We start from the raw sequence: 15075 nt of genomic DNA, 5'->3' as shown, positions 1-15075 counted from the left end.
ATTACTATGTGGTCATGGTCCGTCTCCCACTCCGCCCCGACGAGGTCGCGCGCGGTCGTCGCCTCGGTGCGCTGCTCCGTCGTGCCCGTGGTCCGCGATCGATCGTGGACACCGCCCTGGCCGCGGGGATCTCGCCGGAGACGCTCCGGAAGATCGAGACCGGCCGCATCGCGACGCCGGCGTTCTCGACCATCGCGTCGGTCGCGGGTGTCGTCGGGCTGTCGCTCGACGCGGTGTGGTCCGAGGTCAGCTGCGACCCGGCCGACGGCGAGCTGGCTGGCTAGTCGACGCGGCGGCGTCGCGAGCTGGTCGACGCGGCGGCGGAGCCTGCTCGCCAGCGGGCAGCGCCGGCACCGACGCCTCGTCGATCCAGGGCCCGGTCACCGCACCGACGTCCGCGACCGAGCGGCCGGCGGCGTCCGCGAACGCACGGAGCACGTCCGGCACGGTCACGGATCCGTGACGGTGCCGCTCGGTGATGCTCCGCAGCCCGGCGAAGAAGGCGTCGTCGCCGAACGTGCGGCGGACGGCGTGCAGGGCGAGGGCACCGCGCTTGTAGACGCGGTCGTCGAACATGTCCTTCGCGCCCGGGTCACCGACGACCAGGTCCTCCGGCTGTTCGAGCAGTCCCTGCCGGTACCGCTCGGCCAGCTGGTCGGCGGTGTCGTCCCCGCGGTCCTCGGACCACAGCCACTCGGCGTAGCAGGCGAACCCCTCGTGCAGCCAGATGTCGTGCCACCGGGTGACCGTGACGGAGTTGCCGAACCACTGGTGGGCGAGCTCGTGGGCGATGAGGCGGTCGGTGCCGTGTTCGCCGTCGACGTGGTTCCGGCCGAACACCGCCAGGCCGTGGGCCTCGAGCGGGATCTCCAGGTCGTCGTCGGTCACCACGACGCCGTACGCCGCGAACGGGTACGGGCCGAACCGGTCACCGAACAGCGCGAGCATCTCCGGCACCTGGCCGAAGTCGGTCTTCGCGGCGGCGGCGAGGTCGGCGGGGTGGTGCAGCGTGACGGGGACCCCGCTCGTGCGCAGCTTCGTGGTGCGGTACCGGCCGATCTGCACGGTCGCCAGGTAGGTCGCCATCGGCTCGGTGGTGGCGTAGGTCCAGCGGGTGCCGACGCGGTCGCGCTCCTTGGCGAGCAGCTCCCCGTTCGCCAGGACGTCGTACGCCGCCTCGGCCGCGATCTCGATCCGGTACGTGGCCTTGTCGTCGGGGCGGTCGTTGCACGGGAACCACGACGGCGCTCCCGTGGGCTGCGCGGCGACGATGACGCCGTCGGACAGTTCCTCCCAGCCGAGCTGCCCCCACGCACTCCGGACGGGGTGCGGGGTACCGCGGTACCGCAGGTGCACGCTGAACACGGTGTCGGCGGCGATGGGGTCGGCCGGGGTGACCGTCACCTTGTGCGTCGCGGTCGAGACCTTCTTCGCCCGGCGTCCGTCGACGTCGACCCGGTCGACCGTGAGCCCGTGCAGGTCGATCACGACCTTCTCGAGCGGCTCCAGGGCGCGCGCGGTGATCGTGGCGGTGCCGTCCAGGCGGTTCGTGGCGACGCGGTAGTCGAGACGGAGCTCGTAGTGCTCGGCACTCCACCGTCGGTCGCCGCTGTGCGGGGTGTACGGGTCTGCGGCGGGATCGGAGGGCACGGGGACAGTCAACCTCATGGCGCCGGTGGGGCGGTCACCGAGGGAGCTGCCGATGTCCACGGAGCGATCGGGTTGCCGGACCAGCGGGAGCCCGTCGGCACCTGCTCACCGCGCATCACGAGCGAGGACGGCCCGACGGTCGCCCCGGCACCGATGCCGGCCGCCGGAAGGACCACGCTGTGCGGCCCGAGCGTCGCACCCGCGTCGATCCGGACGGTGTCGAGCTGCATCACGCGGTCGTGGAACAGGTGGGTCTGCACGACCGTGCCCCGCGCCACCGACGCCCCGGAGCCGATGGTGACCAGGTCGGCCTCGGGCAGCCAGTACGTCTCGAGCCAGGTGCCGCGGCCGATCGTCGCACCGAGGCTCCGCAGCCAGACGGCCAGCGCGGGGGTGCCGGTTGCCTGCTCGGCGAACCAGGGGCGCGCGACGGTCTCGACGAAGGTGTCCTGCACCTCGTTGCGCCACACGAAGGACGACCACAGCGGGTGCTCCCGGGCGGTGATCCGGCCGACGAACGCCCACTTCGCGATCGTCGAAACGACGGCGGCGACGGCACCGGCGGCGATGAGCACCGGTCCGGCGAGCAGCACCGTCCAGCCGATCCCCACGGCCGACCAGAGCGCCAGCAGTGCTCCGGCCACGCCGAGCGCGATGGCGGCGGAGACCATCGGGGCGACCAGGCGCAGCAGCTCCCAGCAGCCGCGGGCGACCTTGAGCCGCCGGGACGGACGGAACGTGCGCGCCTCGTCGAACTCCGTCGCCGCGCGCCGCAGCCGCACCGGGGGCGACCCGAGCCACGACGACCCGCGCTTGGCCTTCTTCGGCACCGCGGACAGCACCGCCACCAGCGCCTCGCGCGGCACCGAGCGTCCGGCCCCCGTCATGCCGCTGTTGCCGAGGAACGCCCGACGGCCGACCTTCGAGCGACCGATCCGCACCCGACCGCCGCCGAGCTCGTACGTCGCCACCATCGTGTCGTCGGCCAGGAACGCCCCCGACGCGATCTGCGTCAACGCCGGGATGAGCAGCACCGTCGAGATCTCGGTGTCCCGCCCGACGCGGGCGCCGAGCAGCCGCAGCCACACCGGCGTCACGAGTGAGGCGTACAGCGGGAACAGCAGGGTGCGCGCCGCGTCGAGCACCCGCTCGGTCGACCACACCTGCCAGCCGATCCGGGAGCGCACCGGGTGCCGCCCCTCGTGCAGGCCGATGCCGAGCAGCCGCACCGCGACCACCACCAGCAGCGCGTACACCGCACCGGCGACGACCGTCGCCAGGGGGACCGTCACCAGCGCACGGAGCACCGCGTCGCCCAGGGTCGACGCCCGCCCGACCAGGGCGAGGGCGACCAGCAGTCCGACCGCGACACCGACCACCGGCAACCCGGCCACGGCCAGGGACCCGGCCCCGTACGCGAGCAGCCAGCGTCGTCGGGTCGCTGGACGGGCCTCCCGGTCGTCACGAGCCGACCCGGTGCGCTCCGCAGGTGCCCCTGCCCAGCGTTCGCCCGCGGGCACCGGGCCGCCGACGGCGGAACCCGCCGTGATCTCGGCACCCGCACCGACGTGCGCCCCGGGCAGCAGCGTCGTCCGGCTGCGCACCACGGCGTCCTCGTCGATGCGGACGTGCCCCAGGTGGAACACGTCGCCGTCGAGCCAGTGCCCGGCCAGGTCGACCTCGGGCTCGATCGAGGCACGCTTGCCGATCGTGAGCATCCCGGTCACCGGCGGCAGCGTGTGCAGGTCGACGTCCCTGCCGATGCGCGCGCCGAGGGCCCGGGCGTAGTAGCTGATCCACGGGGCGCCCGCCGTCGAGGGGCCGTCGACCGCCTCGGCGATGCGCTCGGCCAGCCAGACCCGCAGGTGCACCGAACCACCGCGGGGGTACGACCCCGGCCGGACCCCGGCGAGCAGCAGCCGCGCGAGCACCACCGTCAGCGCCATCTTGCCGATCGGCGTCACGAACACCAGGAGCGCCAGCACCAGCACCGGCCAGGGCAGCACCGGCAGGAACGGCAGCGTCGTCGCGTGCAGCACCGCAGCCACCAGGGCCGTCCACGTCAGCACCCGCAACCCCCGGAGCACCTGCACAGGCAGCCCGAGCAGCGTCATCAGCAACCCCGTCGCCGGAGGCACCGGAGTGACGTCGCGCGACGACGCCTCGACCGGGCCGGACTCGTCCAGCGCCGCCGCCAACGCCCCGATCCGCGGGTGGTCGTACACGTCCGCCACCGTCGTCGTCGGGAACCGCTCCCGGATGGCCGACACCAGTTGCGCCGCCGTCAACGACCCACCGCCGTGCGCGAAGAAGTCGTCGTCGACGCTCGCCACCGGCACCCCCAGGATCGCCGACCACCGCTCGGCGATCCACGCCACCGTGTCCGGCAGCATCGCCGCGTCCGAGGCACCGGGCAACGGCCACGGCAGCGCCGCGCGGTCGACCTTGCCCGACGTCCGCGTCGGCAGCGACTCCACCACGGCCACCAACGGCACCAGCGCCGCCGGCAGCTCCTGCCGCAACCGGGCGTTCGCCGCAGCCACGTCCACCGTCGCCCCGGCCACCGGAGCCACGTACCCGACCAGCACCTGGTTGCCCGCCGGGGTCCGCTGCACCACCGCGGCCCCACCCGCCACGTCGTCCAGGGCCTGCAGCGCCGCATCGATCTCCCCGAGCTCGATCCGCCGGCCACCGAGCTTCACCTGGTCGTCCGCACGCCCCTGGAACACCAGCCCCTCGGGCTCGTACCGAACCAGGTCCCCGCTCCGGTACGCCCGCTCCCACCCGAGCTCCGGGAACGGCGCGTACTTCTCCGCGTCCTTCGCCGGGTCCAGGTACCGCCCCAGCCCGACCCCGCCGATCACGAGCTCACCGACGCCGCCCGGCTCCACCCGCTGCCCGGCACCGTCCACCACCGCCAGGTCCCACCCGTCCAGCGGCAACCCGATCCGGATGGGCTGGCTCCCGTCGAGCAGGGACCCGCACGCCACCACCGTCGCCTCGGTCGGCCCGTACGTGTTCCACACCTCACGGTCACGACTCGCGATGCGCGCCGCCAGCTCCGGCGGGCACGCCTCACCACCGAAGATCACCAGCCGCACCTGCTCGAGCGCATCGTCCGGCCACAGCGCCGCGAGCGTCGGCACCGTCGACACCACCGTGATCGTGTGCGCGATGAGCCACGGCCCCAGGTCCACCCCCGTCCGCACCAACGACCGGGGCGCCGGCACCAGCGCGGCACCGTGCCCCCACGCCAGCCACATCTCCTCGCACGACGCGTCGAACGCCACGCTCAGCCCCGCCAGCACCCGGTCACCCGGACCGATCGGCGCCGCCTGCAGGAACATCCGTGCCTCGGCGTCCACGAACGCCGCTGCACTGCGGTGGGTGACCGCCACACCCTTCGGGACCCCGGTCGACCCGGACGTGAAGATGATCCACGCGTCGTCGGTCTCACGGGGGAGTTCGGCGCTCGCCGCAGGGTCCGTCACCGGCAGCTCGGTGCCGTCGCGGTCGCGCAGGACACCGCCCGCGCCGATCACCCCGACGACACCGGCCTCGCCGAACACCAGGGTGGCGCGCTCCTCGGGGTCGTCCGCGTCGACCGGCACGTACGCGGCTCCGGCGGCGAGCACGGCGAGGATCGACAGGTACAGGTCACGCCCACCGGAGGGGATCCGCACCCCGACCCGGTCGCCCCGTCGGACACCGCGGCGGGCCAGATCGTCGGCCTGCGCGCGCACGAGGTCGAGCAGGGCGGCGTAGTCGACGCTGCCGGCCGGGTCCTCGAGCGCCGTCGCGTCCGGGTGGGTCGCCGCGGTCGCCGCCAGGACGTCGAACAGGGTCCGTGGGGCGGGTGCGTCGCCGCCGCGGGCGAGTTCGAGCTGCGCGTTCCCGGTGCCGATGGTCATCGAGGCCTCTTCCCGGTCGTGTGCGGGACGACCGGCCCGTGATCCTAGAGGGTCGAGGTGTCCTGCTCGGGAACGGACGGTGCCGCACCGGTCGGGCCGAGCGCCGCACCGGTCGGGCCGAGTGCCGCACGGGCCGCGTCGAGCGCCGTCGCGATCCCGATCGAGTCGTCCAGCGAGTGCACCGGGGACTCCGTGCGACCCTCCGCCACGTACTGCGCCAGCGCCGCCGCCTGCCACACGAGTCCCTGACGACCCCGCAGCCCCGTCGGCTCCGCCCAGTGGTCCTCCCCACCCGGGTGGTGCACCGCGAACGACGCCGGGAACACGAAGTGGTCGGTGTACCGGACCGTGGCCCGGCTCCCGGCGATCACCGCCAGCCCCGGCGTCCACGCCGTCATCGACGTGGCCACCACCGCCTGCGCGCCACGCTCCGCCGTCGACACCGTGACGGACTGGAGGTCCACCCCGCGATCCGAGACCGCCCCCGTCGTGCTGCTGGTCACCGGGGCGCCGGTGGCGAACCGTGCGAACCAGTGCCCGTAGACGCCGGCGTCGAGGAGGGCACCCCCACCTGCGGCGGGGTCGAACATCCGGTCCGCCGGGTCCGGGTCGTGCGGCCACCCGACGTCGACCGTCGCGAGGCGGACGTCGCCGAGGACCCCGTCCGCGAGCAGACGGGCGATGACCGTGGTGCCCGGCAGGTACCGGGTCCACATCGCCTCCATCGCGAGGACGCCCGCGGCCCGTGCGGCGTCGGCGAGGGTGCGGGTGTCCGCTGCCGAGGTCGTCATCGGCTTCTCGACGAGCACGTGCTTGCCGGCGGCGATCGCGAGCAACGCGTGCCCGAGGTGCTGCGGGTGCGGCGAGGCGACGTAGACCACGTCGACGGACGGGTCCGCCACGAGGGCCTCGTACGACCCGTGCACACCGGGCACGCCGTGGCGGGCGGCGAAGGCCGCAGCACGCTCGGGGGAGCGGGACCCCACGGCGATCACGCGCTGGTCGGAGTTCGCGTGCAGCGTCGCCGTGAAGTCGTTCGCGATCTCCCCGGGGCCGATCACACCCCACCGGAGCACGGGTCCGCCCCGCAGCGCGTGGACTCCGGGCACCGGGAACGTCATCGTCATGCCGGAACGCTACCGGGATGCTCCGGACCCGGTTGTGCGGCTCCTCGCCACGGAACCGACCCGCATCGAGTCATCCGACCCAATCGCCCCGTGGGACCGTCGATGAGAATCGGATTCCACGAACCGCCGCCGGTCGCGGCGTCGGGAACCCGAGGAAGGTCGTCACCGATGCCCACCCAGCCACCTCCCCACATCGACCGCGACGTGCGGTACTCGGACCGGCACGACGCCCTGGTCCTCGACGTCCACCGTCCGGCCCCCGGAACGCCCGCGAGCACCGGCGCCGTCGTGCTCGTGCACGGGGGCGGCTGGTTCCGCGGGGACAAGTCCAAGGAGGACGGCCTGTCCGCCCGACTCGTCGACGCCGGGTACACGGTCTTCGTCCCGAACTACCGGCTGGCACCGACGGACGTGTTCCCCGCGAGCAGGGACGACGTGCTCACCGCGTACGAGTGGGCGCTGCAGTCCGACGTCCCCTTCGACCGGAGCAAGGTCGCCTTCTTCGGCGGGTCGGCCGGCGGGAACCTCGCCGTCGAGGGCGGCATCGCGACCGGCCGTCCCTCCGTGAGCTGGTCCGGGATATTCGGCCTCGCCGAGATCATCCGGGCGACGGACGGCACGGTCTCCGCGGCGCCGACGACCCAGGACCTCGACGCGATGCGGAGCGCCGACATCGACCAGACCGGGCGGGACGACCCGTTCCTCCGCTGGGTGATCCTGCAGGAGGTCGGCGGCGACCGGTCGGCGCTCGCCGCGGCGTCCACGATCGAGCACGTGACGGCGTCGACGGGCCCCGTCTACCTCGCCAACTCGCTGGACGAGTGGGTCCCGCGGTCGGACCCGATCGCGCTGCAGGCGGCGCTCGCCGCGGTCGGCGTCCCGAACACGCTGCAGCTGATCCCCGGTCTCCGGCACGCCGAGGGCTACACCGACCACGCGCTGCCCGGATCGCTCGCGTTCCTCGCGCAGACGCTCGGGGTCGAGCACCGCTGAGCGGCGCGCGACGAAGGAGGACCCCCGTGCACGACGACTCCGCAGCACCGCTCCCGATCGGCCCGGTCGGCAACGTCTTCCTGTTCGTCGACGACCTCGACGCCGCGGTCGTCTGGTACGCGGCCAGGCTCCGCCGCGAACCGGTCGTGCGTGGTGGCGCGCTCGTTGCGTTCGACATCGAGGGCGTCCGCCTCACGCTGCACCGCACCGACGAACTGAACACGCCGGGGCCGTCCGGAACGGTGCCGTACTGGACCGTGCCCGACGTCGATGCCGTCGTCGAGGACTGGGTCGCCAACGGTGCCGTCGCGCACCGGGGGCCGAAGACGGTGTTCACGGGAGAGCGGCTCTGCCAGCTGCTCGATCCCTTCGGGAACCTCTTCGGCGTACTTTCCAGTGCCCCCAGGAGGATTCGAACCTCCGCCCCTGCCTCCGGAGGGCAGTGCTCTATCCCCTGAGCTATGGGGGCCAAGGGGTGTCAACAACCGTAGCAGGTCCGGCGGGTGGTCCTGGACAGCGCGTGTCGCGCTGTGGAGGTGCCATCGGACGGCCGGGAGGCGCGGTGCGGGCCCGCCACGGCCCTCACGTCTGCACCGTGCGTCCGTCGCGATCCCGTGCGAGGTTTCGTGTCCCGTGCGGCGCTGCAAGCGCGCACCACGCACGGAAGCTCGCACCAGATGGCGGACCCGGCACCGTGCGAGCGTCACGAGCCGGTGCGAGGTTCCGCGTTCCGTGCGGCGCTGCAAGCGCGCACCACCCGCGCAACCTCGCACCAGACGACGGACGCGGCACCGTGCGTGGCCGCCGCCGACCTGGAGGCGCGGTGCGGGCCCGCCGCGGGCCTCCTGTCCGCACGGTGCGCGCGTCGAGATCCCGTGCGAGGTTCCGTGTTCCGTGTTCCGTGCGGCGCTGCAAGCGCGCACCAGGCACGCGACCTCGCACCAGATGGCGGACGCGGCACCGAGCGAGCGACGCGATCCCGTGCGAGGTTCCGTGTTCCGTGCGGCGCTGCAAGCGCGCACCAGGCACGCGACCTCGCACCCGATGGCGGACACGGCACCGTGCGTGGCCGTCGCCGGCCGGGAGGCGCGGTGCGGGCCCGCCGCGGCCCTCCCGTCCGCACCGTGCGTCCGTCGTGATCCCGTGCGAGGTTCCGCGTTCCGTGCAGCGCTGTGAGCAGCGCACCACGTGCGCAACCTCGCACCGGACGGCGGCGGCCCCGCACCGTGCGCGGGGGCCGCGCGCGTCAGCCCGCGGGCGTCGCCGTCGCCGACCCGGACGGCTGGAGCGCGGCCCGCACCGCGTCGACGACGGGCTGCGCCCCACCCGGCTCGGTGAACAGCGTCGACTGCGCGGTGATCCAGTACGGGTCGGCGAAGGCGTCCGCGCGGCCGACGTCGCCGCTCAGGGCGAAGTAGCCCTCCACGCGGTAGGTGGGGACGGACCCGCCCCGCTCATACAGGGCGTCCTTCAGGTTGGTGAGCGACTTCTCAGGCAGGTCGGCGACCGCGAGCGTGATCGCCGTGGCGTCCGCGTCGGTGCTGACGAACCGGCACACGCGACCCTGCTGCTTCGCGATGGTCGCGGCGGGGGAGCCCTTCGTCGGGGTGAAGGAGTCGTCGAGCTCGAAGGTCTGCCCGTACACCGACAGTGCGCTCGTCGGCAGGAGCTCCGCGCAGGTCTGCGACACCGGCTTGCCCGCCGGGGTCGCGCTGGCCGACGGAGTGCTGTCCCCGCTGCTCGAGCACCCGGCGAGCACGACGGCTGCTGCGGTGGTGAGGGTGGCGACGGTGAGCGCCCGGGCACGGCTGCGGGGGGTCATCCCGACATGATGCTGCATCGACCGGTGCGGACCTGGGCGTCCCGGTAGGATCGGTCCTCGTGACTCCTGCCGAACTCTCCGCCGCGTACCTGTCGATCCTGACCGGGATCGTCGAGCGCCGAGGCGCGTCCGAGACCGTGACGATCGAGGAGTCCCACGTGGTGCTCGAGCGTCCGAAGAACCGCGCCCACGGCGACTGGGCCTCGAACGCCGCCATGCAGCTCGCGAAGCGGCTCGGCACGAACCCGCGCGAGCTCGCGACCGAGATCGCCGGCGAGCTGACCGAGCTCGACGGTGTGGACTCCGTCGACGTCGCCGGCCCCGGCTTCATCAACATCACGCTCGAGGCGGCCGCCGCTGGCGAGATCGCGCGCACCATCGTGGACGGCGGCGAGTCCTTCGGCACCGGCGACCTGTACGACGGCGTCCGGATCAACCTGGAGTTCGTCTCCGCCAACCCCACCGGCCCGATCCACATGGGCGGCGTCCGCTGGGCCGCAGTGGGCGACAGCCTGGCCCGCGTGTTCCAGGCGCAGGGCGGCCTCGTCACCCGCGAGTACTACTTCAACGACCACGGTGCGCAGATCGACCGGTTCGCCCGCTCCCTCGTCGCCAGCGCACTCGGTGAGCCGACGCCCGAGGACGGCTACGGCGGCGCCTACATCGCCGAGATCGCCGCACGGGTCATCGCGACCCTCGAGCCGGGCATCGACGTCCGCGACCTGCCGCGCGACGAGGCGCAGGAGCTCTTCCGTCGCGAGGGCGTCGACTTCATGTTCGCGGACATCAAGTCGTCGCTGCACGACTTCGGCGTCGACTTCGACGTCTACTTCCACGAGAACGCCCTGCACGAGTCGAAGGCCGTCGAGCGTGCGATCGCCCGGCTGCGGTCGGCCGGCGTGATGTACGAGGCCGAGGGTGCCGAGTGGCTCCGCACGACCGACTTCGGCGACGACCGCGACCGCGTCGTCATCAAGTCGGACGGCGAGCCCGCGTACATCGCCGGCGACCTGGCGTACTACCTCGACAAGCGCGAGCGCGGGTTCGAGCGGAACCTGATCATGCTCGGCGCCGACCACCACGGCTACGTCGGCCGGATGATGGCGATGTGCGCCGCGTTCGGGGACGAGCCGGGCAAGAACCTCGAGATCCTGATCGGGCAGATGGTCAACCTGCTCAAGGACGGCGAACCGATGCGCATGTCGAAGCGCAACGGCACCATCGTCACGATGGAGGACCTCGTCGACGCCGTCGGTGTCGACGCCGGCCGGTACGCCCTGGTCCGCTTCGCCAGCGACACCGCGATCGACATCGACCTCGACCTGCTCACCAAGCGCACGAACGACAACCCCGTCTTCTACGTGCAGTACGCCCACGCCCGCACGCAGTCGGTGGCCCGGAACGCCGCCGCGGCCGGGGTCGACCGGTCGGTGTTCGACGCCTCGCTGCTGACCCACGAGTCGGAGAGCGCGCTCCTCGGAGCCCTCGCCGAGTACCCGCGGGTGGTCCGGCACGCAGCCGAACTGCGCGAGCCGCACCGCATCGCGCGGTACATCGAGCAGCTGGCCGGCCTGTACCACCGCTGGTACGACTCCTGCCGTGTCACGCCCCTCGGCGACGAGCCCGTGACCGACCTGCACCGCACGCGCCTGTGGCTGAACGACGCCACCGGCCAGGTCGTCCGGAACGGCCTCGGCCTGCTCGGCGTGTCGGCTCCGTCCCGCATGTAGCGGCACTCCTTCCGCAAAGCACCGGTGTTCGCGCACCGAACACCCGCATTCCGCGGCGTCGAGCGCGAACACCGGTGTCTTGCATCCCGGCAGCCGCCGCGCCGGACGCGCACCGGGCCTCCAGGCAGGCTGCCGGGACGGACTGGCAGGGTGGGACGCATGCCCGCAGCCACCGAACGCCCCACCACGCGCCGCCGCTGGCCCGTCGTCCTGCTCGTGGTCGTCGTCGTGCTCGCCGCCCTCGTCGTGATCGCCGAGTTCGTGCTGCGCGGCGTCGTCGACCGGATCATCGCCCAGCAGGTCGAGCAGTCGCTGCCGGACGGCACGACCGGCGAGGTCGACGCCCACGCCGAGGGCATCGTCATCCCGCAGCTCATCAGCGGCACCCTCGACCGCGTCGAGATCTCCTCGGCGAAGCTCACGGTCGACGGCATCCCGCTCGCCGCCGACGTCACCGCGCAGGACGTCCCGGTGGACGGCAAGGGCGACGTCCGCGACGTCGACGGCACGGTCACCCTGGCGTCGTCGAGCGTCAAGGACCTGGCGAAGTACAGCCCGCTGTTCGACCGGCTGAACCTGGTCGACGGCGGCGTCGAACTGACGGGGTCGTCGTCGGTGCTCGGCTACGACATCACCTACGCGGCCAAGGGTGCCGTCGTCGCGCAGGACGACGGCCGCGGCATCTCGATCACCCCGGAGAGCGTCCGGATCACGAACTCCGACCTCGGCCTGAAGGTCGACTCGATCCCGGGCGTCACCGGCGTCCCGGTGCAGGTCTGCACCGCGCAGTTCCTGCCCGAGGCGCTGCGGGTGCGCTCGCTCGACGTGTCGAAGTCGGACGCGACGGTCCGGATCACCGCGGACGCGCTACCGCTCAACGAGGACGGCCTGCGGACGGTCGGCAGCTGCGGCTGAGTGGACGGGTGCGTAACGCGGCCTGGAGGAACGGCTCGCGTCGGTAGGATCGGGTCCCGTGAGCGAGAACCCCCTTGCACCGCCGCGGCTGCGGTTCCCGACGGACGCCTCCGAACTGGTGGACCGCATCTGGCCCGCGTCTGCGACGCGGACCGACGACGGCACCCTGGCGATCGGCGGCATCAGCGCGACGGACCTGGTCGCGCAGTTCGGCACGCCCCTGTACGTCGTCGACGAGCGTGACGTCCAGTCCCGCGCCGTCCGTGTGCGGAACGCGTTCGCCGAGGCGTTCGAGCGCATCGGCAGCCACGCGCACGTCTACTACGCCGGCAAGGCCTTCCTGACGACGCAGGTCGTCGCGTGGATGGCCGAGGCCGACCTGCGCGTGGACGTCTGCACCGCCGGTGAGCTCGCGGTCGCCCTGGCCGGCGGCATCGACCCCGGCCGGCTCGGCTTCCACGGCAACGACAAGTCCGACGCCGAGATCGCCCGCGCGGTCGAGGTCGGTATCGGCACGATCGTGCTCGACAGCCACGAAGAGGTGCAGCGCGTCGCCCGTGCCGCCGCCGACGCCGGGGTCGTGCAGCGCGTGCGCATCCGGATCAACACCGGTGTGCACGCGTCCACCCACGAGTACCTGGCGACCGCCCGCGAGGACCAGAAGTTCGGCATCCCGCTGTCCGAGGCCGTCGAGGCCGCGGCAGCCGTCCGCGCTGAACCCTCGCTCGCCTTCGTCGGGCTGCACTCGCACATCGGCTCGCAGATCTTCGACGACGCCGGCTTCCGCGAGGCCGCACGTCGACTCATGGACGTGCACGCGACGCTCGTGGCCTCCGGTCCGGTGCCCGAGCTGAACCTCGGCGGCGGCTGGGGCATCGACTACACCGAGGCCGACTCGGCCTTCGCCCCCGAGGACGTCGCCGAGGCACTGGCCACGATCATCGGCGAGGCCTGCGCCGAGCGCGGCATCCCGGTGCCGGACATCGCCGTCGAGCCGGGCCGCTACATCATCGGCCCGCCCGGGGTGACGCTCTACCGCGTCGGCACGATCAAGCCCGTCACGCTCGAGACCGACGACGGCGGCAGCGCGACCCGCACGTACGTCTCGGTCGACGGCGGGATGAGCGACAACATCCGTCCCGCCCTGTACGGCGCCGACTACACGGCCCGGCTCGCCCGCACCTCGGACGCACCGGCGGTGCTGAGCCGCGTCGTCGGCAAGCACTGCGAGAGCGGCGACGTCGTGGTGAACGACGAGTACCTGCCCGGCGACGTGCAGCGCGGTGACCTGCTCGCCGTCGCGGCCACCGGGGCCTACTGCTGGGCGCTGTCGAGCAACTACAACCACGTGGGCCGCCCGCCGGTCGTCGCCGTCGCGGACGGCGCAGCCCGTATCCTCGTGCGGGGCGAGACGATCGACGACCTCCTCGCCCGTGACACCGGGGTCGCCGCCGTGCCCGCCGACGGCACCGGCCGCTGACCCCCGACCCGACCGGGTCCGCCCACCCCGCAGGGCGCACCCCCACCGACAGGAACCGCTACCAGATGATCGAATACCGCAACGTCCGTGTCGCGCTGCTCGGGGCCGGCTCGGTCGGTTCCCAGGTCGCGCGACTGCTCCTCGAGCACGGCGACGAGCTGGCCTCGCGCGCCGGTGCCGGGCTGGAGCTGGTCGGGATCGCCGTGCGCGACGTGGACGCCCAGCGCGACGTCGACCTGCCGGCGGAGCTCTTCACCACGGACGCGGCATCGCTCATCCTCGGCGCGGACATCGTCGTCGAGCTCATCGGCGGCATCGAGCCGGCGCGCACCCTCGTGCTCCAGGCCCTGCAGTCGGGCGCGGACGTCGTCACCGGCAACAAGGCGCTGCTCGCGACCCACGGCCCGGAGCTCTTCGCCGCGGCCGAGCAGGTCGGCGCGCAGCTCTACTACGAGGCCGCCGTGGCCGGGGCGATCCCGATCATCCGCCCGCTGCACGACTCGCTCGCCGGTGACCGCATCGTCCGGATCATGGGCATCGTCAACGGCACCACGAACTTCATCCTCGACCTGATGGACCGCAAGGGCTCCACGTTCGAGGACGCCCTGGCCACCGCGACGGAGCTCGGGTACGCCGAGGCCGACCCGACCGCCGACGTCGAGGGCTACGACGCCGCGCAGAAGGCCGCGATCCTGGCCTCGCTGGCGTTCCACACCTCGGTGCCGCTCGCCGCCGTGCACCGCGAGGGCATCACCCACGTCACGATCGACCAGGTCCGCGCCGCCCGCAAGGCCGGCTACGTCGTGAAGATCCTGGCGACCGCCGAGCGGCTCACCGACGAGGACGGCCGCGAGGGCGTCAGCGCCCGCGTCTACCCGGCCCTCGTGCCCGAGTCGCACCCGCTCGCGAGCGTGCACGGTGCGAAGAACGCCGTGTTCGTCGAGGCCGAGGCCGCCGGCGACCTGATGTTCTACGGCGCGGGTGCCGGTGGCGTCGAGACGGCCTCGGCGGTCCTCGGCGACCTGGTCTCCGCGGCCCGTCGGCACGTCATCGGCGGCCCGGGGGTCGCCGAGTCGACGCAGTCCGAGCTGCCGGTGTTCCCGATCGGCACCGTCCGCACGAGCTACCAGATCACCCTGCACGTCACGGACGCCCCCGGCGTGCTGTCGACGGTCGCCGGCGTGCTCGCGAAGCACGGCGTCAGCGTCGAGACGGTCGAACAGACCACCACCGGCGCAGCTGAGGGGACCGCGACGCTCGTCATCGGCACCCACCTGGCGCGCGAGGCCGACCTGGCGGACACCGTCGTCGCCCTCCGCGGCGAGGACGTCGTCCTGGACGTCACCAGCGTCCTGCGCGTCGTCGGTCGCTGACGCGACCACGGGCCTCCAGGCCGACCAGCCGGCCCACCCAGCCGCACCACCACCAGATCGACACCACCGGACAG

The 15075-nt window shown here is 73.1% G+C and carries 10 protein-coding genes, 1 tRNA gene and 1 pseudogene; 7 read left to right on the top strand and 5 right to left on the bottom strand.

Features of this window, described 5'->3' with window-relative positions:
• Nucleotides 1–14 precede the first annotated feature (14 nt).
• Nucleotides 15–284, top strand: a complete 270-nt coding sequence (locus tag DEJ04_RS15265) for a helix-turn-helix domain-containing protein (protein ID WP_027465796.1) — start codon at nt 15–17, stop codon at nt 282–284.
• Here the strand turns inward: DEJ04_RS15265 and DEJ04_RS15260 are convergent.
• Genes DEJ04_RS15260 through DEJ04_RS15250 form a run of 3 tightly spaced genes read right to left on the bottom strand, consistent with a single transcriptional unit; the run spans nt 247 to nt 6688 of the window.
• On the bottom strand, nt 247–1650 hold the full coding sequence (locus DEJ04_RS15260) for a M1 family metallopeptidase (RefSeq protein WP_258371394.1): 1404 nt from the start codon (nt 1648–1650) through the stop codon (nt 247–249). The two genes, DEJ04_RS15265 and DEJ04_RS15260, sit on opposite strands and share 38 nt — an antisense overlap.
• Nucleotides 1651–1664: 14 nt before the next feature.
• On the bottom strand, nt 1665–5561 hold the full coding sequence (locus tag DEJ04_RS15255) for a Pls/PosA family non-ribosomal peptide synthetase (RefSeq protein WP_111047628.1): 3897 nt from the start codon (nt 5559–5561) through the stop codon (nt 1665–1667).
• Between the two features lie 44 nt (nt 5562–5605).
• Nucleotides 5606–6688 carry a Gfo/Idh/MocA family protein gene (locus DEJ04_RS15250; RefSeq protein ID WP_258371393.1) on the bottom strand — a complete coding sequence of 361 codons (1083 nt, stop codon included), beginning with the start codon at nt 6686–6688 and terminating at the stop codon, nt 5606–5608.
• A 168-nt stretch (nt 6689–6856) separates the two neighbouring features.
• Between DEJ04_RS15250 and DEJ04_RS15245 the strand changes: the two genes are divergently transcribed.
• Nucleotides 6857–7681 (top strand): alpha/beta hydrolase, encoded by an 825-nt coding sequence (locus tag DEJ04_RS15245; protein ID WP_181437845.1) that lies wholly within the window; start codon nt 6857–6859, stop codon nt 7679–7681.
• A gap of 26 nt (nt 7682–7707) precedes the next feature.
• Nucleotides 7708–8052, top strand: a pseudogene (locus tag DEJ04_RS18900) (VOC family protein); the annotation flags it as partial.
• 26 nt (nt 8053–8078) lie between these two features.
• Here DEJ04_RS18900 and DEJ04_RS15240 read toward each other — a convergent pair.
• Nucleotides 8079–8150, bottom strand: a tRNA-Arg gene (locus tag DEJ04_RS15240).
• A gap of 777 nt (nt 8151–8927) precedes the next feature.
• A complete protein-coding gene (locus DEJ04_RS15235) occupies nt 8928–9503 on the bottom strand; it encodes a hypothetical protein (RefSeq protein WP_111047626.1) in 576 nt (191 codons plus the stop codon).
• A 59-nt stretch (nt 9504–9562) separates the two neighbouring features.
• On the opposite strand from DEJ04_RS15235, the gene argS reads away from it, so the two are divergent.
• The 4 genes from argS (at nt 9563) to DEJ04_RS15215 (ending at nt 15001) form a co-directional block, all read left to right on the top strand.
• Nucleotides 9563–11233 (top strand): arginine--tRNA ligase, encoded by a 1671-nt coding sequence (gene argS / locus DEJ04_RS15230; protein WP_056068838.1) that lies wholly within the window; start codon nt 9563–9565, stop codon nt 11231–11233.
• A 159-nt stretch (nt 11234–11392) separates the two neighbouring features.
• Nucleotides 11393–12148, top strand: coding sequence for an LmeA family phospholipid-binding protein (locus tag DEJ04_RS15225; protein WP_071404604.1), 756 nt, complete (start codon nt 11393–11395; stop codon nt 12146–12148).
• Nucleotides 12149–12206: 58 nt separating this feature from the next.
• The gene (lysA, locus tag DEJ04_RS15220; RefSeq protein WP_111047625.1) at nt 12207–13628 is read left to right on the top strand and encodes a diaminopimelate decarboxylase; all 1422 of its coding nucleotides are present in this window, start codon (nt 12207–12209) and stop codon (nt 13626–13628) included.
• A 65-nt stretch (nt 13629–13693) separates the two neighbouring features.
• Nucleotides 13694–15001, top strand: a complete 1308-nt coding sequence (locus DEJ04_RS15215) for a homoserine dehydrogenase (RefSeq protein WP_027465790.1) — start codon at nt 13694–13696, stop codon at nt 14999–15001.
• Nucleotides 15002–15075: the final 74 nt, after the last annotated feature.

The sequence above is a fragment of the Curtobacterium sp. MCLR17_044 genome (assembly GCF_003234435.1).
In the GTDB taxonomy this organism is placed as follows: Bacteria; Actinomycetota; Actinomycetes; order Actinomycetales; family Microbacteriaceae; genus Curtobacterium; species Curtobacterium flaccumfaciens.
This window is presented reverse-complemented; position numbering and strand designations above follow the sequence as displayed.

Bases quoted from the DNA above. Each gene is read 5' to 3' on its own strand.
- DEJ04_RS15265 (WP_027465796.1), top strand. From the start codon at position 15: ATGGTCCGTCTCCCACTCCGCCCCGACGAGGTCGCGCGCGGTCGTCGC.
- DEJ04_RS15255 (WP_111047628.1), bottom strand. From the start codon at position 5,561: ATGACCATCGGCACCGGGAACGCGCAGCTCGAACTCGCCCGCGGCGGC.
- DEJ04_RS15250 (WP_258371393.1), bottom strand. From the start codon at position 6,688: ATGACGATGACGTTCCCGGTGCCCGGAGTCCACGCGCTGCGGGGCGGA.
- DEJ04_RS15245 (WP_181437845.1), top strand. From the start codon at position 6,857: ATGCCCACCCAGCCACCTCCCCACATCGACCGCGACGTGCGGTACTCG.
- DEJ04_RS15235 (WP_111047626.1), bottom strand. From the start codon at position 9,503: ATGACCCCCCGCAGCCGTGCCCGGGCGCTCACCGTCGCCACCCTCACC.
- DEJ04_RS15225 (WP_071404604.1), top strand. From the start codon at position 11,393: ATGCCCGCAGCCACCGAACGCCCCACCACGCGCCGCCGCTGGCCCGTC.
- DEJ04_RS15215 (WP_027465790.1), top strand. From the start codon at position 13,694: ATGATCGAATACCGCAACGTCCGTGTCGCGCTGCTCGGGGCCGGCTCG.